This window comes from Telluria sp. ZB4P36, assembly GCF_059685865.1.
On record NZ_JCASIE010000001.1, the window covers coordinates 513,613 to 535,564 of the forward strand.

Genomic DNA, 21,952 nt, shown 5'->3' on the forward strand with positions numbered 1-21,952 from the left:
ACGATGAACGCCCTTGACCCCACGTCCGACCGCGCAATGCGCTACCTGCTGTTCATCGCCGGCATGGGCGGCCTGTTGTACGGCATCGACGTCGGCATCATCGCCGGCGCCCTGCCCTACCTGGAATCGACGGCCTCGGTGGCCTGGAAGCTGAGCACCCAGCAGCTGTCCTTCATCGTGGCGGCGGTGCTGCTCGGCTCCGTGCTGTCCTCGCTGTTCGCCGGCGCGCTGGCCGACGCCATCGGGCGCCGCCGCGCCATGGTGCTGGCCGGCGCGCTGTTCACCCTCAGCATTCCCATGATCGCCCTGGCCGAAGGCTACACGCCGCTGCTGCTGGGCCGCCTGCTGCAGGGCATCAGCGGAGGCCTGATCGGCGTCGTGGTGCCGCTCTACCTGGCCGAGTCGCTGCCGGCCGCACGCCGTGGCCGCGGCGCCGCCCTGTTCCAGCTGATGCTGACGGTGGGCCTGGTCGGTGCGGCGGTGATCGGCCTGAGCCAGGCGCACACCGTCGACGAGGCGACCCGTGCGGCCGCCGCGCTGCCGCAGGCGGCCCGGGCGGAACTGGTGTTCGCAGCCCAGGACAAGGCCTGGCGCAGCATCTTCTGGCTCTGCCTCGCTCCCGGCCTGGTGTTCACCCTCGGCAGCCTGGCGCTGAAGGAATCGCCGCGCTGGCTGGCCATGCGCGGCGCCGGCGGTCCGGCCGCGCCGGATGCGCCGCCGGTCCCGCTGCGCGATTCGCTGGCCAGCCGCCGCTACGTGCTGCCCTTCCTGCTGGCCTGCCTGGTGCTGGCCCTGACCCAGGCCACCGGCATCAATTCCATCCTCGCCTACGTGGTCACGATCCTGAACCAGGCCGGCCTGCCCGGCTCCACCGCCAACACCGCGGACGTCGGCCTGAAGGTGCTGAATGCCGTGATGACCGTGGTGGCGGTGGTGCTGGTCGACCGCAAGGGCCGCAAGTTCCTGCTGATGCTGGGCAGCGCCACCATCGTGGTCGCGCTGGTGGCGGCCGGCCTGCTGTTCCGTGGCGCCGAAGACGGCCAGCGCGACGTGCGCATGCTGGTCGAGGCCCAGGTACATGACGACCGTCTCGCCTTGCGCCTGGACGGCAAGCAGCTGGCCGCGCTCGGCGCCGGCGGCAGCGCGCCGCAGCAGCTGACTGTGGCCTACGCCTATGGCCCCTTCACCGACGTCAAGTCGCTGCGCAGCGACGATCCGCTGCTGCCCACGGTGCAGCTGCGGCGCGAAGACGCCATCGACGAGGACAGCGTGATCGGCGCCACCCTGCGCCGCTGGCACCTGAATCCCTTCGCCGACCCGGCCGCGGGCCGCGACGCGCCGCTGGTAATCGAGCGCGCCTGGCTGGGCACGGTGCCCTCCGAGACCCACGGCTGGCAGGTGGCGCTGGCGATCTGCCTGTTCGTCGCCGGTTTCGCGGTGGGGCCGGGCGTGTGCGTGTGGCTGGCGCTGTCCGAGCTGATGCCGACCCGGATCCGCTCGAACGGCATGAGCATCGCGCTGCTGGTCAACCAGTTCGTCTCGACCGTGATCGCCGCCATGTTCCTGCCCACGGTGGGCTTTTACGGCTACTCGGCCGTCTTTTTCGTCGGCGCAGGCTTCGCGGGGCTGTACTTCCTGACCGCCGCCTTCCTGCTGCCGGAGACCAAGGGCAAGACGCTGGAGGAGATCGAACTGCATTTCACCGGCGCCGCTGCGGGCAACGGGCCGAAAGGGCAGGAATCGATGGAAAAGCTGGGATAGGCACCTCGATGAGGCGCCGGATCAGGTAGCGGGCGCTACCCTGAGACTGGCGCGCGGGCCGGGGCCGGCCCGCGCGCTGCGCCCCGGTTCAGCGGCGGCCGAACCAGCCCAGGCGGGCGAAAACGGAAGTGAATGCGGTAGCGACCGAACGCGTCGGGATGCGTTTGCTGAACAGGCCGGTGTAGTTGCAGCGCGAATTGACTGTCATCTCTTTTTTCTCCGAAACATTACTTAGTACATTAACCACGCTGCAAATGCCGCTCTGTGCGCCAGCTCGCATAGCGCGCACGCAGGCCCCTTCCGCGCGCGCCTTGTGGCGATTGAGTCATATGATGGAAGCAGCGGGCTACCCTTGACGGGTAGGTTTCTGCTTCGCGGACAACTCAACGACCAAGGAGGTTGCCATGAGCTACGCAGATCGAGACAAATATGGGATGTACAGGAACACGCGCAGCACCGGTCCCGGACCGGCGCTGATGGGCGCCGATACTCTGATCGGTGACAGCGTCGTCAATGCGCAGGAGGAAGACCTCGGCGACATCAAGGAAATCATGCTGGACATGCAGACCGGCCAGGTGGCCTACGCCGTGCTGGCTTTCGGCGGCGTCCTCGGCCTGGGCGAAAAGCTGCTCGCCGTGCCCTGGCAGGCGCTGCACCTGGACACCGAGAACAAGCGCATGGTGCTCAACGTGGACAAGGAACGCCTGAGGAACGCGCCGGGCTTCGACAAGGATGCTTGGCCCGACATGAGCGACGTGAGCTGGGCCGGCGGCGTCCACAGCTTCTACGGCACCGATCCGCAGCGTTCGGGGGCGCCGACCATGGGTCCGAGCACGACGATGGGCGGCATGATCGGCGGCACCAGCGCCAGCTCGGCGATGGGCAGCGGCATGGGATCGAGCATGGGGGCGGGGTCGGCCGGCAGCGCGACGGGCGCAGGCAGCAGCCTGGGCGTCAGCGTCGGTTCGGGCAGCCTGCACGGGGACTCCTACGGCGTCGGCGGCAGTGCCGATCCGCGGCCGAGTCATGAAGGGGATGACAAGGACCTGAGCCGCATCCGCGGCAGCAATATCGGCTGATCTTGCATGGTGGGCGGGAAAACCCGCCCACCATGCATCACCGAATCATCGACTCCCACACCTTCTGCAGCCGCTTGGCCGACACCGGCATCGGCGTCCGCAGCTCCTGCGCGAACAGCGACACGCGCAATTCTTCCAGCATCCACCTGAACTCCGTCATGCGCGGGTCGTTGTTCTTGCCCGCCTGGTTCTTGAGCGTGCGCTGGAACTGGCTGGCCGCGCCCTGCCACTCCGCCATCAGCTGCGCATCGCGCGAGGGATTGCCGCGCAGCTTCTCGAGACGCACGTTGATCGCCTTCAGGTAGCGCGGGAAGTGCGCCAGCTGGCTGTACTCGTTGTCCGCGATGAAGCGCTTGTGGACCAGGCCCTGCAGCTGTCCCTGGATGTCCTGCTGCACCGCCTGCGGCAGGCTCTGGATACGCTTCGGCATGCCGTGGAATTCCGCCAGCACCGAGCCCACCAGGCGCGCGATCTCGTTGATCAGGAGCCCGATCCGCCCCTTGCCCTCTTCCTTGCGCTTGTTGAAGGATGCCGCGTCCAGCGGCAGCGGATCCTGCAGGCAGGCGATGTCGATCGCCTTGGCGATGATCTGGTCGCGCAGGTCTTCCTGCGTGCCAATGCTCATGAACTGCATGCCCATCTGCTGCAGGCCGGGGATGTTCTTCTCGGCGAACTTGAGCTGGTCCTTCAGCTGCAGCGCGAACAGGCGGCGCAGGCCGACGCGGTGGGTGCGCGCGGCGACGTTGGGGTCGTCGAAGACTTCCAGGTCGCAGTGCGTGCCCTTGTCCACCAGCGCCGGGAAGCCGATCAGGGTCAGCTTGCCCTGGGTGATCTCCAGCAGTTCCGGCAGCTCGCCGAAGCTCCAGGTGGTAAGCCCGGTGTGCTGGACCGCGCCGGCCGCCGAAGCGGCAGGTGCGGCGGCCGGTGCTTTGGTCTGGGGCGCATTGCCCTTCCCTTTCGACGGCGCGGGCGCGGCCGGCGCAGCCGCGGCCTGCAGCTTGGCCGGCGCCGCCGCCGGCGTGGCTTCCGCCATCTTCTGGAAGCTCTGGCGCGCCTGCCCGCCCAGCTCCGCCTGCAGCGTCGCCAGGTTGCGGCCCATGTCGAGCTGGCGTCCGTGCTCGTCGATCACCTTGAAATTCATGGACAGGTGGGCCGGCAGGGTCTCCTGCTTGAAGTCGGTGGTGAGCACGCGGGCGCTGGTGTGCCGGTGGATGTCGTCGATCAGCGCGTCGATCAGGTCGCCCCTGGCGAAACGCAGCGGGTCCTGGTGGCGCTCGTAGAAGTTCGCCGCGTACTCCGGCAGCGGCACGCAATGGCGGCGCAGTTTCTGCGGCAGGGATTTCAGCAGCAGGTGCACCTTCTCCTTCAGCATGCCCGGCACCAGCCAGCCCGCCCGCTCCTGCGGAATCTGGTTCAGCGCGAACAGCGGCACGGCCAGGGTCACGCCGTCGCGCGGGCTGCCCGGCTCGAAGTGATAGGTCAGGCCCATCTCGATGCCGGTAACGTTCATCGTCTTCGGGAACAGCTCGGTGGTGACGCCGGCCGCTTCGTGCCGCATCAGTTCTTCGCGCACCAGGTACAGCAGCTTCGGGTTGTCGCGCGCGGCGTCCTTGTACCACTTCTCGAAACCGGCGCCGTTCACGACCGTGTCCGGGATCTCCTTGTCGTAGAAGGCGGCGATCAGCTGCTCGTCCACCAGCACGTCCAGGCGGCGCGACTTGTGTTCGAGGTTCTCGATCTCGCGCACCAGCTTGTGGTTGTGCGCAAAGAACGGCGCCCGGGTCTCGTAGTCGCCGGCCACCAGGGCGTCGCGGATGAAGATCTCGCGCGCTTCACGCGGGTTGTACTGGCTGTAGTTGATGCGGCGGTTGCTGTACACGACGATGCCGTACAGGGTCGCGCGCTCCAGCGCCGTCACTTGCGCCTGGCGCTTCTCCCAGCGCGGCTCGCCCCAGGATTTCTTGAGCAGGTGGGCGCCGATCTTTTCCACCCACTCGGGCTGGATCTGGGCGATGGTGCGCGCATACAGGCGCGTGGTCTCGACCAGCTCGGCCGCCATCACCCAGCGTCCCGGCTTCTTGGCCAGGTAGGAACCCGGCCAGATGTGGAACTTGATGCCGCGCGCGCCCAGGAACACCGGCTCGTCCTCGGCCTTGAAACCGATGTTACCGAGCAGGCCGGTGAGCAGGGCCAGGTGCAGCTGGTCGTAGGTGGCCGGGGCGGCGTTCAGGCGCCAGCCCTGCTCGCGCGCCACGGTCAGCAGCTGCGAATGCACGTCGCGCCACTCGCGCAGGCGCAGCTGCGACAGGAAGTTGGCGCGGCAGTTTTCCTGCAGCTGGCGGTTCGATTTCTTGTGCTCGATCGCATCTTCGAACCAGGCCCAGATCTTGAGGTAGCTGAGGAATTCGGACTTCTCGTCGGCGAACTTCTTGTGCTTCTCGTCGGCCTGCTGCTGGTATTCGATCGGGCGGTCGCGCGGATCCTGCGTCGACAGCGCGGAGGCCACGATCAGCATCTCGGTGAGGCAGTCGTTGTCCACCGCCGCCAGGATCATGCGGCCCACGCGCGGGTCGAGCGGCAGCTTGGCCAGCTTGTTACCGAGCGGTGTGAGTTCGTTGGTGTCGTCGACCGCGCCGACTTCCTGCAGCAGCTGGTAGCCGTCCGCGATGGCGCGGCCTTGCGGCGGCTCGATGAAGGGGAAGGTCTCGACGTCGGTCAGGTGCAGCGACTTCATGCGCAGGATGACCGAGGCCAGCGAGGAACGCAGGATCTCCGGATCGGCGAACTTCGGGCGCTTGTTGAAATCGTCTTCTTCGTAGAGGCGGATGCAGACGCCGTCGGCCACGCGGCCGCAACGGCCGGCACGCTGGTTGGCGGACGATTGCGCCACCGGCTCGATCTGCAGCTGCTCGACCTTGTTGCGGAAGCTGTAGCGTTTTACACGCGCCAGGCCCGTATCGACCACGTAGCGGATGCCCGGCACCGTCAGCGAGGTCTCGGCCACGTTGGTGGCCAGCACGATGCGGCGCGCATTGGTGGTCTTGAACACGCGGTCCTGCTCTTCCACCGACAGGCGGGCGAACAGCGGCAGGATCTCGACGTGCGGCGGATGATGTTTGCGCAGGGCTTCGGCGCAATCGCGGATCTCGCGCTCGCCCGGCAGGAAGACCAGCACGTCGCCCGAGCCGATGCGGCACAACTCATCGACGGCGTCGACCACGGCCTCCATCAGGTCGCGCTTATCTCGTACAACCTGGCGCGCCACCTGGGCCTTGGGTGCCGGCTCGCCCGGCTTGGCGTTGGTGGCCGTGACCGGATCGCGGTCGACCGGGCGGTAGCGCACTTCGACCTTGTACAGGCGGCCCGAGACTTCGATGACGGGCGCCGGCTTCTCCGGCGTGCCGAAATGGCGCGAGAAGCGCTCGGCATCGATGGTCGCCGAGGTGATGATCACCTTCAGGTCGGGACGGCGCGGCAGCAGCTGCTTCAGGTAGCCGAGCAGGAAGTCGATGTTCAGGCTGCGCTCGTGCGCCTCGTCGATGATGATGGTGTCGTAGGCGCGCAGCAGCGGGTCGGTCTGGGTTTCGGCCAGCAGGATACCGTCGGTCATCAGCTTGACCGACGCGCCCTTCGAGAGCGTGTCGTTGAAGCGCACCTTGAAGCCCACGTGCTCGCCCAGCGGCGAGCCGAGTTCCTGCGCGATGCGCTTGGCGGTGCTCGACGCGGCGATACGGCGCGGCTGGGTGTGGCCGATCAGGCCCTTCTGGCCGCGGCCCAGCTCCAGGCAGATCTTCGGCAGCTGGGTGGTCTTGCCGGAACCGGTTTCGCCGGAGACGATGACCACCTGGTTTGCTTCGATCGCCTTCGCGATCTCGGCGCGGCGGCCGGAGACCGGCAGGTCTTCGGGGAAGGTGATCGGCGGGAGCGGGTTGCGCACGGGTGGCGTCCGGACTTCGGGAGCACGCGCCGCGTCGCGTGGCGGACGCGGACGGCGTGCCTCTCCCTCCGGCCGCGGCTTGCGCTGGTCGGTTGCGGAAGTGTTCCTGGAAACGGCATGCGCCTGCGGCTGCGAAGGCTTGTTACTCTGATCAGACATTGATTTTTACGAGGTATTTGGTGCGCACAACGCGCAGCGAATTATAATGCGGCAAATGGAAAACCCTACCCAATTCGTCCAGTGGCTGCGCTCTGTCGCGCCGTATATCCACACCTTCGGCGGCAAGACCTTCGTCGTCGCCTTCCCGGGCGAACTGGTCGCTTCCGGCGCCCTGCCGGTGCTGGCCCAGGACTTGTCCCTGCTGCTGGGACTCGGCATCCGCCTGGTGCTGGTGCACGGCTCGCGTCCACAGGTGGCGGAGCAGCTGGCCCTGCGTAACGTGGAAGGCCGCTTCCACAACGGTGTCCGGATCACCGACCCCGCCGCGCTCGAATGCGCGAAGGAAGCCGCCGGCGAATTGCGTCTCGACATCGAAGCCGCCTTCAGCCAGGGCTTGCCGAACACCCCGATGTCGCACGCCCAGATCAGCATCGTCTCGGGCAACTTCGTGGTCGCGCGTCCGCTCGGCGTGATCGACGGCACCGACTTCGAGCTCACCGGCGTGACCCGCAAGATCGCCGCCGACAAGATCCAGCCCATCCTGCAGACCGAGGACAGCCTGGTGCTGCTGTCGCCGCTGGGCTTCTCGCCGACCGGCGAGATCTTCAACCTGACCATGGAAGACGTGGCCGCCGCGGCCGCGATCGCCCTGCACGCCGACAAGCTGATCTTCATCACCGAAACCGGGATGATGTCGGATGCGGCGGGCGCCGAGATCCGCGAACTGTCCTCGCACCAGGCCGAGGCCGTGCTGCAGGCCGGTTTCCTGCCGCCCGACGCGGCCTTCTACCTGCGCCACGCCATCAAGGCCTGCAACAGCGGCGTGGACCGCGCCCACATCGTGCCTTTCGAGATGGACGGCTCCGCCCTGCTCGAGCTGTTCACCCACGACGGCGTCGGCACCATGATCAGCCACGAAAACCTGGAGAGCCTGCGCCAGGCCACAATTGAGGACGTCGGCGGAATTATCAAGCTCATCGAACCGCTGGAAGCCGACGGCACCCTGGTTTACCGCGGCCGCGAGCTGATCGAACGCGAAATCGACCAGTTCTCGGTGATCGACCACGACGGCGTGATCTTCGGCTGCGCCGCCCTGTATCCCTTCCCGGAAGCGAAGATGGGCGAAATGGCCTGCCTGACCGTGAGCCCGGACGCCCAGACCCAGGGCGACGGCGAGCGCATCCTCAAGCACATCGAGAACCGCGCCCGCGCCGCCGGCCTGACCAAGCTGTTCGTGCTGACCACCCGCACGGCGCACTGGTTCAAGAAGCGCGGCTTCGTGCCGGCCACGGTCGACGACCTGCCCAAGGACCGCCAGCACATGTATAACTGGCAGCGCCGGTCACAGGTTTTCATCAAGACTTTATAATGACGGTCTGACCCGCTTTATAGCGCACTTAACAGGATTACAGGAGCAATACCATGGCCCGCACCGTCCAATGCATCAAACTGAACAAGGAAGCCGAAGGACTGGACTTCCCGCCGGTACCAGGCGAAATGGGCAAGAAGCTGTACCAGTCGGTCTCGAAAGAGGCCTGGCAGGCATGGCTGAAGCACCAGACCATGCTGATCAACGAAAACCGCCTGAACCTGGCGGACGACCGCGCGCGCAAGTACCTGGCGCAGCAGATGGAACGTCATTTCTTCGGTGACGGCGCAGCCGACCAGGCACAGGGCTACGTGCCGCCGGCGGCCTAAGGTCTTGGCACGGCGGACGGCCTGCCGTCCGCCTTACGCCGCAACTACATTTTCACGCACTGGCGCAATTCACAACGCGCCATGAACACCTTCCCACGCATCGGTCCATCCTCGCAGCGCATCCGGTAAACCTCCACCGGCCCTGCTTCCGTCACCAGTCCGGCGCCCTGCCCGCTTGTGCAGCCCTGCTGCTTCGCCATCTTCTCGACCGTCGCCGAGGACACGCCCATCCGAAACGGCACGCGCTCGATCGGCGTGCCGTTCGGGTCGAGCAGCGCCGCCGGCGCCGTCCTGGCAACGGCCGCCACGGGCGCGCGCGCCGGTTCCATCTTGCTCTTGAACAGCGTGCAGCCGCCCAGCAGGACGGCAAACAGGACCAGTGCGTGCTTCATGCTGCGTTCTCCGCTCAGAAAGTCAGGGTCTTGACGCCTTCGGACGTGCCCAGCAGGCAGACATTGGCGCCGGCCTTGGCGAACAGGCCCACGGCGATCACGCCGACCATCTGGTTGATCTGCTCTTCCATGCCGACCGGATCGGTGATCGACAGGCCGACCACGTCGATGATCTCGCCGCCGTTGTCGGTGATGAAGGCTTCATCGCTGCCCGCCTTGGTACGCAGGCGCGGCTGGCCGCCGAGGGCCGCCAGCTGGCGCATCACGGAGGCGCGCGCCATCGGGATCACTTCGACCGGCAGCGGGAACTTGCCGAGGGTCTCGACCAGCTTCGAGCCGTCCGCGATGCAGACGAATTTCTTCGACACCGAGGCCACGATCTTCTCGCGCGTCAGGGCCGCGCCGCCGCCCTTGATCATCGCGCCGCTGGCGGTGATCTCGTCGGCGCCGTCGATGTAGACCGCCATCGAGCTCACGTCGTTGAGCTCGAACACCGGGATGCCATGGCCGCGCAGGCGGGCCGCGGTGGCTTCGGACGAGGCGACGGTGCCCTTGATGCGGTCCTTGATCTTCGCCAGTTCGTCGATGAAGAAGTTGGCGGTGGAGCCGGTGCCGACGCCGATGATTTCGCCGTCCACCACGTAATCGATGGCGGCGCGCGCCACGGCTTGCTTGAGTTCGTCCTGGGTCATGATGCTGTCAGTGAGATAAAAGGAAGCCGCCATTTTAACGGATCGCCCCGTTCACCCCTCAAAATCGACGCTTCATCGCACCGTTTCGACAGTCGATGCATCATGCATTGCAAAGCTGATATCTCTACAGCACACTAAGTCTTTCCGCAGGCATAACGAGAGCACAATGAAACTCTTTACCAAGAAGCGGGTGGCGATTGCCGCCGCGCTGGTCGTGGTGGGCGGCGCCGCCGCCTTCTGGCTGGTCCCGAAGGGCGAACCCAAGATTCCGCCGTCGAAGTACCGTAGCGCGGCGGTCGACACGGGCGCCATCAACCAGACCGTCACCGCCACCGGCACCATCAACCCGGTGGCGCTGGTGAACGTCGGCTCGCAGGTGTCCGGCACCGTGGTCGAACTGAATGCCGACTTCAACGACCGCGTGACCAAGGGGCAGGTGCTGCTCAAGCTCGACCCGACCATCTTCAATGCCCAGATCCGCCAGTTCGAGGCCAGCAAGGCCTCGGCCCTGGCCAACCTCAGGCTGGCCGAGGCCAACTACCAGCGCAACCAGCAGCTGGTGGCGCAGCACTTCGTGTCCAGCACTGCGCTCGACGGGTCGCGCCGCGAGATGGACGTCGCCCGCGCCAACGTGCAGCTGTCCCAGGCCCAGCTCGACCGCGCCCGTGCGGACCTGAACAACAGCGTGATCCGCTCCCCGATCGACGGCGTGATCATCAAGCGCACCATCGACCTGGGCCAGACCGTGGCCGCCTCGTTCAATACGCCGAACCTGTTCCAGATCGCGCGCGACCTGACCAAGATGCAGATCGACACCAGCGTCTCGGAAGCCGACGTCGGCGCCCTGAGGGACGGATTGCCGGCACGCTTCGTGGTCGATGCCTATCCGGACCGCGAATTCCACGCCACCATGCGCCAGTTCCGCCTGGCCGCCAACGTGGTGCAGAACGTCGTCACCTACAACGTGGTGCTCGACGTCGACAACAAGGACGAGATGCTGAAGCCGGGCATGACGGCCCAGGTGCGCCTGGTCGTGGCCAACCGCCCGAACGTGCTGCGCATCCCGACCACCGCCCTGCGCTTCCAGCTGCCGGAAGAAGAACAGGAAAAGCTGCGCAAGAAGGAGAAAGCCAAGCCCGAGGTCAGGCAGGCGGCCCTCAAGCCGGCCCCGGATGATGACGTGGCCTTCCGCAGCGCCAACGAGACGGCGCGCATGTTCAAGGTCTACCGCCTGGATGCCAAGAACGAGCCGCAGCCGGTCGACATCCGGGTCGGCCTGTCGAACTTCCGCTATACCGAAGTGCTGGGCGGCGGCCTGAAGGCGGGCGACCAGATCGTCACGCGTGCCCTGGCGAAACCTGAAGAAGGCCTATGAGCATGCTGATCGATATCCGCGGCGTCACCAAGACCTATGTGAGCGGCAGCGTCGAGACCCGGGTATTGCACGGGATCGACCTGCAGGTGGCGCGCGGCGACTTCGTCTCCATCATGGGCCAGTCCGGCTCGGGCAAGTCGACCCTGATGAACATCCTCGGCTGCCTCGACCAGGCCACCGGCGGTACCTACCTGCTCGACGGCGCCGACACCTTGTCGCTGTCGCGCGCCCAGCTGGCCGATATCCGCAACCGCGCCATCGGCTTCGTGTTCCAGAGCTTCAACCTGATCAAGCGCATGAGCGTGGCCGAGAACGTGGCCCTGCCGCTGATCTATGCAGGGATCGGCCGCGGCAAGGCGCACACACGCGCGCTGCAGGAGCTCGAACGCGTCGGCCTGGGCGGCCTGGCCAAACGCACGCCGAACCAGCTGTCGGGCGGCCAGCAGCAGCGCGTGGCGATTGCCCGCGCCCTGGCCACCGATCCGCCGCTGCTGCTGGCCGACGAACCGACCGGCAACCTCGACACGCATACCAGCGACGACATCATGAACAGCTTCCGTGAACTCAACAAGGAGCGCGGCATCACCATCGTGCTCGTCACCCACGAGCCCGACGTCGCCGCCTACAGCCGCCGCCTGGTGCGCCTGAAGGACGGGCGGGTCATGTACGACGGAGCGTCCGCCGAGGGCTTGCGCCAGCTGAACACCAATCCGCACGCAAACCCGGCGGAGGCGGTGGCATGAACTTCATCCAGGTATTGATCGAAGCCTTCCGCTCGATGGCGGCCAACCGCCTGCGCACTGCCCTGACCATGCTCGGCATCGTCATCGGCATCGCCTCGGTGGTCCTGCTGCTCGCGATCGGCGACAGCATGCAGCGCTTCATCGGCAAGGAACTGCAGCAGCTGGGCACCAACATGATCTACGTGTTCCCGGGCGGCGACCGTACCTCCGAGCGCCGCGCACGCGCCGGCGCGATACAGTCGATCACCCTTGCCGATGCAGAGGCCCTGAACCGGCTGCCAAGCCTGGTCGGCGCGGCGCCTGCCCTGCAGGGCGGCTTCAAGCTCAGCGCCGGCAACGAGACCGCGAACAGCACCGTGCATGGCGTCACCCCGGCCATGTTCAAGATCCGCAACTGGAAACTCGACGCCGGCACCACCTTCAGCGAAGCCGACATGCGCTCGTCGGCGCGCATGGTGGTCATCGGGCAGAAGGTGGCGGACCAGTTCTTCTACAGGACCGATCCGCTCGGCCGCTACATCCGTATCGAGAACGTCGCCTTCCAGGTGATCGGCGTGCTGGCCGGCGAAGGCAAGCAGATCGACGGCGGAAACATCGCGGACATGGTGCTGGTGCCGGGCACGGCGGCCAGCGCGAACCTGATCCGCACGCCTTTCCCCCAGAACGCCCACTATATCGCCGCGCAGGGCCGGCCCGACATGTCGCTCGACGAAGCGGTGGAGGACATCAAGGAAACCCTGCGCGTCCGTCACCGCATCCGTCCCGGCGATCCGGACGACTTCCGGGTCGAGAACATCGCCTCGTTCGCGGAGACCGCCGAGAAGATCAGCGCGGGCGTCGCCCTGCTGCTCGGCCTGATCGGCGCGATTTCCCTGCTGGTGGGCGGGATCGGCATCATGAACATCATGCTGGTGTCGGTCACCGAGCGCACCCGCGAGATCGGCATCCGCATGGCCATCGGTGCGCGGCCGGGTGCGGTGCTGCTGCAGTTCCTGGCGGAGTCGGTCGTGATCTGCGTGGCCGGCGGCCTGGTCGGCGTCGCGATCGCGGCGGCCGGTGCGGCGGCGATCACCTCGACCGGCGAGTTCGACGTCTTCCTCACCTTCCAGGGCGTGCTGGTGGCCTGCGGCTTCGCGACGGCGGTCGGCGTGTTCTTCGGCTTCTATCCGGCGCGCCGCGCTTCGCGCCTGCTGCCCGTGGATTGCCTGCGCTATGAGTGAGCTGCGCTTGCGCCGGGCCCGCAGTGCCGACATCCCGGCGATGTCGGCGATCCGCCTGTCGGTCCGCGAGAACGTGCTGTCCGACCCGGCCCGCGTGACCCTGCAGATGTACGAGGATTATCTCGAGAAGGATGGGCGGGGCTGGGTGGCGGAAGTCGACGGCGCGGTGGCCGCCTTCTGCTATGCGGACCGGCACGATGCGTCGATCTGGGCGCTGTTCGTCAGCCCGGGAATGGAAGGACGGGGACTCGGCAAGGCCCTGCTCGCGCTGGCGGTCGACTGGCTGTTCGAACTCGGGCACGAGCGTGTCAAGCTTGGTACGACACCCGGCACCAGGGCCGACCGGTTCTATCAGGCCCAGGGCTGGACCAGGATGCCGGGCCAGGGCGCCGAGGCCGAATTCGTTTTAGCCAGGCGAGACGACATGCGATGAACATGCGCGCCCGTGCCGTAGTTGCTGCCTTCCTGGCCTTTCCGGCCGCTTGCGCATCCGCCCAGGATGCCAGCGCGCCGGTACTGAAAGAACTGCCGCCGGTGAAAGTCCACCGCAAGACCAATCCCGGCGACCTGCCCTACAAGGACTTCCTCTACATCCAGAACTATGTGCAGTCGCTCCTTCCCGAACGGCGGCGCGTCGTCGACGTGCGGCTTCGGGTGAATTTTGCCAGCGACAAGGGGCCGGACTACGATCGCTTCGATCCCAAGTCCTGGGCGGTCGCCATCGTCGGCGACACGACCGATCACGTCGTTCCGGTCACCCGCGGCGGTTATTTCCTTCTGCCCGAGCTGCGCGAGGCCGTGCACGAGAATGCGACCATCATGTTCAACACCCCCACCAGGGAAGGACGCGTCGCCCTGGAATGGAAGCTGCGGGTCGGCGAGCGCCAGGTCATCTCCTATGCCACGTTTGCGCAGGCGATGAGCGAGGTCAGGTCGGTACAGCACCAGATCCCGTTCAACCGGAATGGCCTGCGTGAAGTCCGCATGGTCGCATACGACGGACTCAGGGCCTGCTTCCGGACGAACGAGGGGCGCATCGAGATCGGCGGGTACGCGGCCGAGACCGAGACCGACGGCGCCTGCCGGGTGCTGAAGTTCGATCCCGCCAAGGCGAATGCCGGGCCAGCCGACATCCGGTTTATCGGTCCGCTCGAGATCGTCACCCTGAGCAGGGGCGGTATCTGAAAAGCGTCCTCAGGCCAGCATCGGCCTGAGCGGCGGTCTTGCGGCGGACCGCGCCGTGGCAACAGCCGGCGTCCCCTCCTGCCCTGCGTCGGTGCGGAACGCGGCAACGGCCGTATTCAGCATGGCCGCCTGTTCCTTCATCGCTTCGGCCGCAGCCGCCGCCTCTTCCACCAGCGCGGCGTTCTGCTGCGTCGCACGGTCCATCTCCACTACTGCCTGGTTGATCTGCTCGATGCCGGCCGTCTGCTCCTGGCTTGCCGAGGTGATCTCGCCCATGATGTCGGTCACGCGGCGCACGCTGTCGACGATTTCCTGCATGGTGGCGCCGGCTTCGGCCACCAGCTTGCTGCCGCTGGCGACCTTTTCGGACGAGTCGTGGATCAGGCTCTTGATTTCCTTGGCCGCCGCCGCCGATCGCTGGGCCAGGTTGCGCACCTCGCTCGCCACCACCGCGAAGCCGCGGCCCTGTTCGCCCGCCCGCGCCGCTTCCACGGCTGCATTCAGTGCGAGGATGTTGGTCTGGAAGGCGATGCCGTCGATGACGCCGATGATGTCGCTGATCTTGCCGGACGACGCATCGATGTCGGACATGGTGCCGACCACCTGGCCGATCACGGCGCCGCCGCGCTGCGCCACCTGCGAGGCCGCTTCCGCCAGCACGTTGGCCTGGCGGGCGTTGTCGGCGTTCTGCTTGACGGTCGAGGTCAGCTCTTCCATCGAGGAGGCGGTTTCTTCCAGCGAGCCGGCCTGCTGTTCGGTACGGGCCGACAGGTCCATGTTGCCCGCTGCGATCTCGTCGCTGCTGCGCGAAATCGCATCGCCGCGCGAACGTACTTCATGGACAATCTTTGCCAGGCCTGCGCGCATATTGCCCAGGGCGAGCAACAGTGTGCCGATCTCGTCGGACGAGGTGGAGCGGATGCGTGCGCTCAGGTCGCCGACCGCCACGGCTTCGGCGAATGCGGTGGCACGGCCGAGAGGACGGGTAATGCTGCGGGTGACCAGCACCGCCAGCACGCCGCCGATCAGCAAGGCGGCCAGCGCGATCGCGAGCACCACCGTTCTGGAGGCGTCGAGCACGGTATCGACGTCGTCGCTCGCCCGGTGCAGTTCCGAGTCGATACTCTTGATGATGACGTCCAGGTCGGTGACGATCTGCCGGCGCAGCGGGCTGCAATCGTTCACCAGGAAGGTTCCGAACTCCGCCATCTGGTTCGCCTGGCGGAACTGCCGGGGCCGCTCAAGTGCCTGCGCCATCGCCTTCAGGCCGGCACTCGCCTTGTCGAAATCGGCACGTCCCTTCAGGATCGGCTCGAGCTGCTGCAGGCGTTGCAGGTAGAGCGCCTTTTGCTGGTCGAGCACGTCGAGCTCTCGGAGCGCGTCTTCATTGCGCTCGTAGATGAAGGCATTGCGCGCCGCGAGGCCGGTCTGGCCCAGAGCCTCCCGCAGCTCGTACAGGCGGGCGACTTCGGTGGTCCGGATACGCTTTTCTTCGGCGATCACGTGGGCGGTTTCGTTCATCCGCAGCACGGCGATGACGGCAAGCAGGATGGTCAAGGCGCCGACCACCGCGAATGACAGCGCAAGACGCACGCCGATTTTCAGATTTTTTAACATGGAGATGCAGCGTAGCTTGGTTTGTGAGATGAGAAGCAGGTCAACACGGGCTTGATGTTGCTGCATGGAAATACGCTCATCAATGCTACAGCAGCGCTTGCAATGCAAATCTAGCCGATTATCACAGTGTTGCGCGGAAACAATAGCTAGGATCGACGCATGGCGCGGCGAGCCAGCCAGCGCGCCACCCCACGGTGCAGGTTGTCCGAATTACGGGGCGCGGCAAGGAAGCCGGCGAGCACTTGCTCGAACATCGGCAGGCTGTCGCGGTATTGCGCTTGCCGCATCGCTTGCGGCTTCTTCAGGTACTTCAGCACGAAATAATCGGCCAGCAGGTCGCCTTGCGCTTCCATGTTGTAGTCCGCCAGCGTGGTTCCCGCGCGCAGCGAATAGGCATATGGCAGGCCAAGCCGGATGGCCCCGCGCAAACGCACCGGATAGCCCAGCTGATGCTGCCACACATGCACCATCTCATGGATGAACCAGTGGATCGCGGTCGGATCCCCACGCGTGTAATCGGGAAGGAAGCAGGACCGGTGAAAGTACATGCTGCCGTTCGGCGTCATGCAGCAGTTCTTCGGCTGGAAAGGCATGTAACGCCGGCCGTGAATACGGACGCGGCTGTAGTCGATGGCGTCGCGGAACAGCAGCGACGCCATCGCGATCTCGTTCCCGGTCAGGGGCCGGGAACGAGGGCGTTTCATGGAACGCTCAGCCGGCACGCAGCGCGGCCGCCGCCTTTGCCAGTTCGGTGATCCCGGCCCAGTCGCCGGCCGCGATCAGGTCCTTCGGCGTGAGCCAGGAACCGCCCACGCAGGCCACGTTCTTACAGGCCAGGAACTTCGGCGCGGTCTCGATCGAGATGCCGCCGGTCGGGCAGAAGGTCACGTCCGGCAGCGGACCGCCGATCGCGTTCAGCATGCCGACGCCGCCCGCCGGCACCGCCGGGAACAGTTTCAGCTGCTTGAAGCCGTGCTCGCGCGCCGCCATCACTTCGGACGGGGTCATCACGCCCGGCAGCAGCGGCAGGCCGCTCTTCCTGGACGCCTCGATGAGCGAAGGGGTCAGGCCCGGCGACACGCCGAACACGGCGCCCGCATCGCGCGAGGCCGCGAACTCGTGCGGCTGGGTCAGGGTGCCGACGCCGACGATCGCACCTTCGACGCCGCTCATGTCGCGGATCGCCTGCAGGCCGTGTTCGGTCCGCAGCGTCACTTCCAGCACGCGGATGCCTCCCGCCACCAGGGCCTTCGCCAGCGGTACGGCGTGGGCCGGGTCGTCGATGGCGATGACGGGGATCACGCTCGCCGAGCGCATGATTTCAAGTAAGGTCATTTCTGCGTCCTAAAGAGAAAGTCTTCGTCGGAACCGGGTTGCACTTCGTCGGTCTGGATGCCGTCGTGCAGCGGTACGGTGGTATCAATCGGCGACGGCAGCGGGAACGTCGCCGCCCCCAGCTCCGCCGGGCTGGAATGGGAGCGGAACATCGCGAACAGTTCGCGTCCCATGCCGATGTGGCTCTTCGACAGGTCGGCGGTCGCCATGCTGCGCGACGCCCAGACATCGTCCGGCACCAGGGCTTCGAGCGAGCCGGTGGTGGCGTCGACGCGGATGATGTCGCCCTCGCGCACCAGGCCGAGCGGGCCGCCGGCCAGGATCTCGGGCGACACGTGGATCGCCGCCGGCACCTTGCCGGAAGCGCCGGACATGCGGCCGTCGGTGACCATCGCCACCTTGAAGCCGGCATCCTGCAGGTTCGACAGCGCCGGGGTCAGTGCATGCAGTTCCGGCATGCCGTTGGCGCGCGGGCCCTGGAAGCGGATCACGGCCACGAAGTCGCGGTTCAGCAGGCCGTCCTTGTAGCGCTGCATGAAGTCTTCCTGCGAATCGAAGGTCAGTGCCGGCGCTTCGATCACGTGGTACTCGGACTTGACCGCCGAGATCTTCATCACGGCGCGGCCCAGGTTGCCCTGCACCAGCACCATGCCGCCGTTGTTCGAGAAAGGATTGCTGGCCGGGCGCAGCACGGCTTCGTCGCCGCTTTGCGCCGGCGCGTCGCGGAACACGAGCTTGCCGTCCTCGCCCAGGAAAGGCTCCTTGCAGTGCGCGCGCAGGCCGTGGCCGAGGATGGTGTTGACGTCCTCGTGCGCCAGGCCGGCATCGAGCAGTTCGCGGATCACGAAGCCCGGGCCGCCGGCGGCCTGGAAGTGGTTCACGTCCGCTTCGCCGTTCGGGTAGATGCGCGTCAGCGAGGGCACGACTTTCGACAGTTCGTCGAAATCGTTCCAGTCGACCACGATGCCCGCCGCCCGCGCGATCGCGATGATGTGCAGGGTGTGGTTGGTCGAGCCGCCGGTCGCGTGCAGCGCGACGATGGCGTTGACGATGCTCTTCTCGTCGACGATGCGGCCGATCGGCATGTAGTTGCTGCCCTGCTGGGAGATCGCGACCGCCTGATGGCTTGCTGCGCGCGTCAGTGCGTCGCGCAGCGGCGTGCCCGGGGTGATGAAGGCGGAGCCCGGCATGTGCAGGCCCATCATCTCCATCAGCATCTGGTTGCTGTTGGCGGTGCCGTAGAAGGTGCAGGTGCCGGCGCCGTGGTAGGAGGCGGATTCGCCTTCCAGCAGTTCCTCGCGGGTGGCTTCGCCCTTGGCGTAGCGCTGGCGGATCGCCGCCTTCTGCTTGTTCGAGATACCGGTAGTCATCGGGCCGCCCGGCACGAAGATGCCCGGGATGTGGCCGAAATGCAGCGCGCCGATCAGCAGGCCCGGCACGATCTTGTCGCAGATGCCCAGGTACAGGGCCGAGTCGAACATATTGTGCGACATCGCGACCGCGGTCGCCATGGCGATGGTGTCGCGCGAGAACAGCGACAGCTCCATGCCCGGCTGGCCTTGCGTCACGCCGTCGCACATGGCCGGCACGCCGCCCGCGAACTGGGCCACGGCGTCGACCTCGCGCACGGCTTCCTTGATCAGCTGCGGGTAGGTCTCGAAGGGCTGGTGGGCCGACAGCATGTCGTTGTAGGAGGAGACGATCGCCACCGACGGCTTCTTGTATTCCTTCAGCTTGAGCTTGTCGTTGGCCGGGAAGGCGGCGAAGCCGTGCGCGAGGTTGGTGCACGACAACGACCCGCGCTGCACGCCCTGCACGCGGGCCGCTTCAAGGTGAGCGAGGTAGGCCGCGCGCGAGGGACGGCTTCGCTTGATGATCCGGTTCGTTACCTGTTCTACTACAGGATGCAGCGCCATGTTCGATTCCTTCGTTAGTTGGTATCTGAAATTTTACTACGAATTTGAAAGCAGCGCAGATAGCGCGGTTTGCCTCTCAACCCAGACTGAACTCGTCCGGAGCGGGAACCTCGCGCAGCGAAAGCCCTGATCAAAGCGGCTAGTTTTTGTGTAGTGAATTTACGCTTGCTTCCTGTATTATTCGATAATCTGCACTTGACAATATTGTTCCCTCGACACCGACCCCATGCGCACGCCATCCTTGACCAGCACCGCCAGCTTCCAAGCCCTCGAAAACCATGCCCTCGCGGCCGAAGACTGGGAGATGCGCAGCCTCTTCGCCGCCGATCCACAGCGCTTCGAGCGCATGTCGCTCGAAGCCGCGGGGCTGTTCCTAGACTATTCAAAAAATCGCCTCGACGGGCGCACGCTTGAACTGCTGGCGGCGCTGGCACGCGAGCGCGGCGTGGAGACCCAACGCGACGCCATGTTTGCCGGCGAACGCATCAACAATACCGAGAACCGCGCCGTCCTGCACACCGCCCTGCGCGCCCCGCGCGGCGCGGCGCTCAGCGTCGACGGCCAGGACGTCAACCTAGAGGTGCACGCCGTGCTCGACCGCGTCAAGAGCTTCACCGATGCGGTGCGCAGCGGCGAATGGCTGGGCCACACCGGCAAGCCGATCACCGACATCGTGAACATCGGCATCGGAGGTTCCGACCTGGGCCCGAAGATGGTCGTGCTGGCCCTGCGCCACTATGCCCATCCGCGTCTGCGCATGCACTTCGTGTCGAACGTCGACGGCCACGACATGGACGCGGCCCTGTCCCAGGTCGATCCGGAAACCACGCTCTTCATCGTCGCCTCCAAGACCTTCACCACCGCCGAGACCATGATGAACGCGCAGACCGCGCGCAGCTGGTTCCTGAACCATGCACCGGAAGCGGCCTTGGCGAAGCACTTCGTCGCCGTCTCGACGAATACCGAGGCGATCAAGGCTTTCGGCATCGACCCGGCCAACATGTTCCCGTTCTGGGACTGGGTCGGCGGCCGTTATTCGGTGTGGTCGGCGATCGGCCTGTCGGTGGCGCTGGCGGTCGGCTTCGGCTACTTCAGCGATTTCCTGGCCGGCGCCCACGAGATGGACGAGCACTTCCGCACGTCTCCGGTCGAGCAGAACATGCCGATGTTGCTGGCCCTGGTCGGCTTCTGGAACCGCGAGTTCCTGGATGCCCACTCGGTCACGATCGCGCCCTACCACCAGGACCTGAACCGCTTCCCGGCCTACCTGCAGCAGCTCGACATGGAAAGCAACGGCAAGTGCGTCACCCGCGACGGCGACCCGGTCGACACCCCGACCTGCCCGGCGATCTGGGGCGAGCCGGGCACCAACGGCCAGCACGCCTACTTCCAGCTGCTCCACCAGGGCACCGACCTGACCCCGATCGACTTCATCGCCGCCCTGCGTCCGGCCCACGAGATGCAGCATCACCACACCGCCCTGCTGGCGAACTGCTTCGCGCAGTCGGAAGCCTTCATGAAGGGCAAGACGATTGACGAGGTCCGTGCCGACCTGCAGGCGCAGGGACTGGCGCCCGAAGAAGTCGAGCGCCTGGCGCCGCACAAGACCTTCCCGGGCAACCGCCCGAGCAACACCATCCTGATGGAACGCCTGACGCCGTCCACCCTGGGCGCCCTGATCGCGCTGTACGAACACAAGACCTTCGTGCAGGGCGTGATCTGGAATGTCAACAGTTTCGACCAGTGGGGCGTTGAACTGGGCAAGGTGCTGGCGAAGAAGATCGAAGCCGAGCTGGCGGGCGAGCCGCAGCCGGCCAATCACGACAGCTCCACCAACGGCCTGATCGCCCGCGCCAAGGCCGCCGTCTGAACCTGAACCACACGCAATCATATGGCAATGGATAAATTCGAAGTGGTGCACGACGCGCCGATGCTCGTCGGCGAAGCAGCAACCTGGCACGAAGTCGAGTCGGCGCTGTACTGGGTCGACATCAACGGGCACACGGTCAACCGCGTGCACCCGGCCAGCGGCAAGTATTCGTACTGGAAGATGGGCTCCGAGCCCTCGGCCCTGGCCATCGACGGCGACAACAACCTGGTGGTATCAACGCGCACGGGCCTGATCTGCCTGAACACCACCAGCGGCAAGGAAACGCCGATCGCCGACGCGCCCTACGACACGTCCATCGTCCGCTTCAACGACGGCCGCGTGGATCCGGCGGGCCGCTTCTGGATCGGCACCATGTACGAGCCGCGCGACAAGCCGGCGGCCGAGATGTACGTGCTCGAGCAGGGCCAGCTGCGCCGCGCCTGGACGGGCGGCATGACCAACTCGAACGGCCTGGCCTGGAGCCTGGACGGCCGCACGATGTTCCATGCCGATACCACCACCCACCGGATCGACTGCTACGACTACGATCCGGCGACCGGCGTCCAATCGAATGGGCGCACGATCAAGACCTTCTCGACCGACAAATCGGCCCCGGACTACGGCGGCCGTCCGGACGGCGCCACCGTCGACAGCGAAGGCGCCTACTGGGTGGCGATGTTCGAAGGCGGGCGCGTGCTGCGGCTGGCCCCAAGCGGCGAGATCCTGCGCGAGATCCTGCTGCCGGTGCGCTGCCCGACCTCGGTCGCCTTCGGCGGCTCGGACCTGCGCACGCTTTACATCACCAGCGCCAGCCATGGCCGCTCGGCCGAGGAGCTGGCGCAGTATCCGCTCAGCGGCAAGCTGCTGGCTATCCGTGTCGATGTCGCCGGGCGCGAAGAGCCGGAGTACCTGCATCACCGTTGATGCTTGCACGGGGCCGGCACTGCCGGCCCTGTTCCCAAGCAGGCAATTC

At 66.3% G+C, this 21,952-nt stretch carries 18 protein-coding genes; 11 read left to right on the plus strand and 7 right to left on the minus strand.

Annotated features, from left to right (window positions below):
* The first annotated feature begins 3 nt into the window (after positions 1 to 3).
* Positions 4 to 1,761, plus strand: a complete 1,758-nt coding sequence (locus AC56LK_RS02370) for an MFS transporter (protein WP_497182953.1) — start codon at positions 4 to 6, stop codon at positions 1,759 to 1,761.
* Positions 1,762 to 2,165: 404 nt separating this feature from the next.
* Complete coding sequence (locus AC56LK_RS02375) at positions 2,166 to 2,840, plus strand: PRC-barrel domain-containing protein (RefSeq protein WP_497182954.1); 675 nt, start codon at positions 2,166 to 2,168, stop codon at positions 2,838 to 2,840.
* Positions 2,841 to 2,877: 37 nt separating this feature from the next.
* Here AC56LK_RS02375 and hrpA read toward each other — a convergent pair whose 3' ends face one another.
* Positions 2,878 to 6,936, minus strand: a complete 4,059-nt coding sequence (gene hrpA / locus AC56LK_RS02380; RefSeq protein WP_497182955.1) for an ATP-dependent RNA helicase HrpA — start codon at positions 6,934 to 6,936, stop codon at positions 2,878 to 2,880.
* A gap of 55 nt (positions 6,937 to 6,991) precedes the next feature.
* Here hrpA and argA point away from each other — a divergent pair, with 55 nt between their 5' ends.
* Both argA and AC56LK_RS02390 read left to right on the plus strand, forming a co-directional pair.
* Complete coding sequence (gene argA, locus AC56LK_RS02385) at positions 6,992 to 8,305, plus strand: amino-acid N-acetyltransferase (RefSeq protein ID WP_497182956.1); 1,314 nt, start codon at positions 6,992 to 6,994, stop codon at positions 8,303 to 8,305.
* Positions 8,306 to 8,358: 53 nt separating this feature from the next.
* On the plus strand, positions 8,359 to 8,634 hold the full coding sequence (locus AC56LK_RS02390; RefSeq protein ID WP_497182957.1) for an oxidative damage protection protein: 276 nt from the start codon (positions 8,359 to 8,361) through the stop codon (positions 8,632 to 8,634).
* A 44-nt stretch (positions 8,635 to 8,678) separates the two neighbouring features.
* On the opposite strand, the gene AC56LK_RS02395 is transcribed toward AC56LK_RS02390, so the two are convergent.
* Complete coding sequence (locus tag AC56LK_RS02395; protein ID WP_497182958.1) at positions 8,679 to 9,026, minus strand: hypothetical protein; 348 nt, start codon at positions 9,024 to 9,026, stop codon at positions 8,679 to 8,681.
* Between the two features lie 14 nt (positions 9,027 to 9,040).
* Positions 9,041 to 9,718: a ribose-5-phosphate isomerase RpiA gene (gene rpiA, locus AC56LK_RS02400; RefSeq protein ID WP_497182959.1), complete on the minus strand. Its 678-nt coding sequence runs from the start codon at positions 9,716 to 9,718 to the stop codon at positions 9,041 to 9,043.
* Positions 9,719 to 9,884: 166 nt separating this feature from the next.
* Here rpiA and AC56LK_RS02405 point away from each other — a divergent pair, with 166 nt between their 5' ends.
* Genes AC56LK_RS02405 through AC56LK_RS02425 form a run of 5 tightly spaced genes read left to right on the plus strand, consistent with a single transcriptional unit; the run spans position 9,885 to position 14,241 of the window.
* The gene (locus tag AC56LK_RS02405) at positions 9,885 to 11,093 is read left to right on the plus strand and encodes an efflux RND transporter periplasmic adaptor subunit (RefSeq protein WP_497182960.1); all 1,209 of its coding nucleotides are present in this window, start codon (positions 9,885 to 9,887) and stop codon (positions 11,091 to 11,093) included.
* Positions 11,090 to 11,836 carry an ABC transporter ATP-binding protein gene (locus AC56LK_RS02410; RefSeq protein WP_497182961.1) on the plus strand — a complete coding sequence of 249 codons (747 nt, stop codon included), beginning with the start codon at positions 11,090 to 11,092 and terminating at the stop codon, positions 11,834 to 11,836. The genes AC56LK_RS02405 and AC56LK_RS02410 overlap by 4 nt, the downstream gene beginning before the upstream one ends.
* Positions 11,833 to 13,056 (plus strand): ABC transporter permease, encoded by a 1,224-nt coding sequence (locus AC56LK_RS02415; RefSeq protein ID WP_497182962.1) that lies wholly within the window; start codon positions 11,833 to 11,835, stop codon positions 13,054 to 13,056. The genes AC56LK_RS02410 and AC56LK_RS02415 overlap by 4 nt, the downstream gene beginning before the upstream one ends.
* Positions 13,049 to 13,489, plus strand: a complete 441-nt coding sequence (locus tag AC56LK_RS02420; protein WP_497182963.1) for a GNAT family N-acetyltransferase — start codon at positions 13,049 to 13,051, stop codon at positions 13,487 to 13,489. The genes AC56LK_RS02415 and AC56LK_RS02420 overlap by 8 nt, the downstream gene beginning before the upstream one ends.
* Positions 13,486 to 14,241: a hypothetical protein gene (locus AC56LK_RS02425; protein WP_497182964.1), complete on the plus strand. Its 756-nt coding sequence runs from the start codon at positions 13,486 to 13,488 to the stop codon at positions 14,239 to 14,241. The genes AC56LK_RS02420 and AC56LK_RS02425 overlap by 4 nt, the downstream gene beginning before the upstream one ends.
* A 9-nt stretch (positions 14,242 to 14,250) precedes the next feature.
* On the opposite strand, the gene AC56LK_RS02430 is transcribed toward AC56LK_RS02425, so the two are convergent.
* The 4 genes from AC56LK_RS02430 to edd form a co-directional block, all read right to left on the minus strand.
* Positions 14,251 to 15,858: a methyl-accepting chemotaxis protein gene (locus AC56LK_RS02430; protein WP_497182965.1), complete on the minus strand. Its 1,608-nt coding sequence runs from the start codon at positions 15,856 to 15,858 to the stop codon at positions 14,251 to 14,253.
* A 146-nt stretch (positions 15,859 to 16,004) separates the two neighbouring features.
* Positions 16,005 to 16,562 (minus strand): Rhs element Vgr protein, encoded by a 558-nt coding sequence (locus AC56LK_RS02435; protein WP_497182966.1) that lies wholly within the window; start codon positions 16,560 to 16,562, stop codon positions 16,005 to 16,007.
* A 7-nt stretch (positions 16,563 to 16,569) separates the two neighbouring features.
* On the minus strand, positions 16,570 to 17,193 hold the full coding sequence (gene eda / locus AC56LK_RS02440; protein WP_497182967.1) for a bifunctional 4-hydroxy-2-oxoglutarate aldolase/2-dehydro-3-deoxy-phosphogluconate aldolase: 624 nt from the start codon (positions 17,191 to 17,193) through the stop codon (positions 16,570 to 16,572).
* Complete coding sequence (gene edd / locus AC56LK_RS02445) at positions 17,190 to 19,109, minus strand: phosphogluconate dehydratase (RefSeq protein WP_497182968.1); 1,920 nt, start codon at positions 19,107 to 19,109, stop codon at positions 17,190 to 17,192. The genes eda and edd overlap by 4 nt, the downstream gene beginning before the upstream one ends.
* 226 nt (positions 19,110 to 19,335) lie before the next feature.
* Here edd and pgi point away from each other — a divergent pair, with 226 nt between their 5' ends.
* Positions 19,336 to 20,979: a glucose-6-phosphate isomerase gene (gene pgi, locus AC56LK_RS02450; RefSeq protein WP_497182969.1), complete on the plus strand. Its 1,644-nt coding sequence runs from the start codon at positions 19,336 to 19,338 to the stop codon at positions 20,977 to 20,979.
* Between the two features lie 27 nt (positions 20,980 to 21,006).
* Positions 21,007 to 21,903, plus strand: coding sequence for an SMP-30/gluconolactonase/LRE family protein (locus tag AC56LK_RS02455; RefSeq protein WP_497182970.1), 897 nt, complete (start codon positions 21,007 to 21,009; stop codon positions 21,901 to 21,903).
* Positions 21,904 to 21,952: the final 49 nt, after the last annotated feature.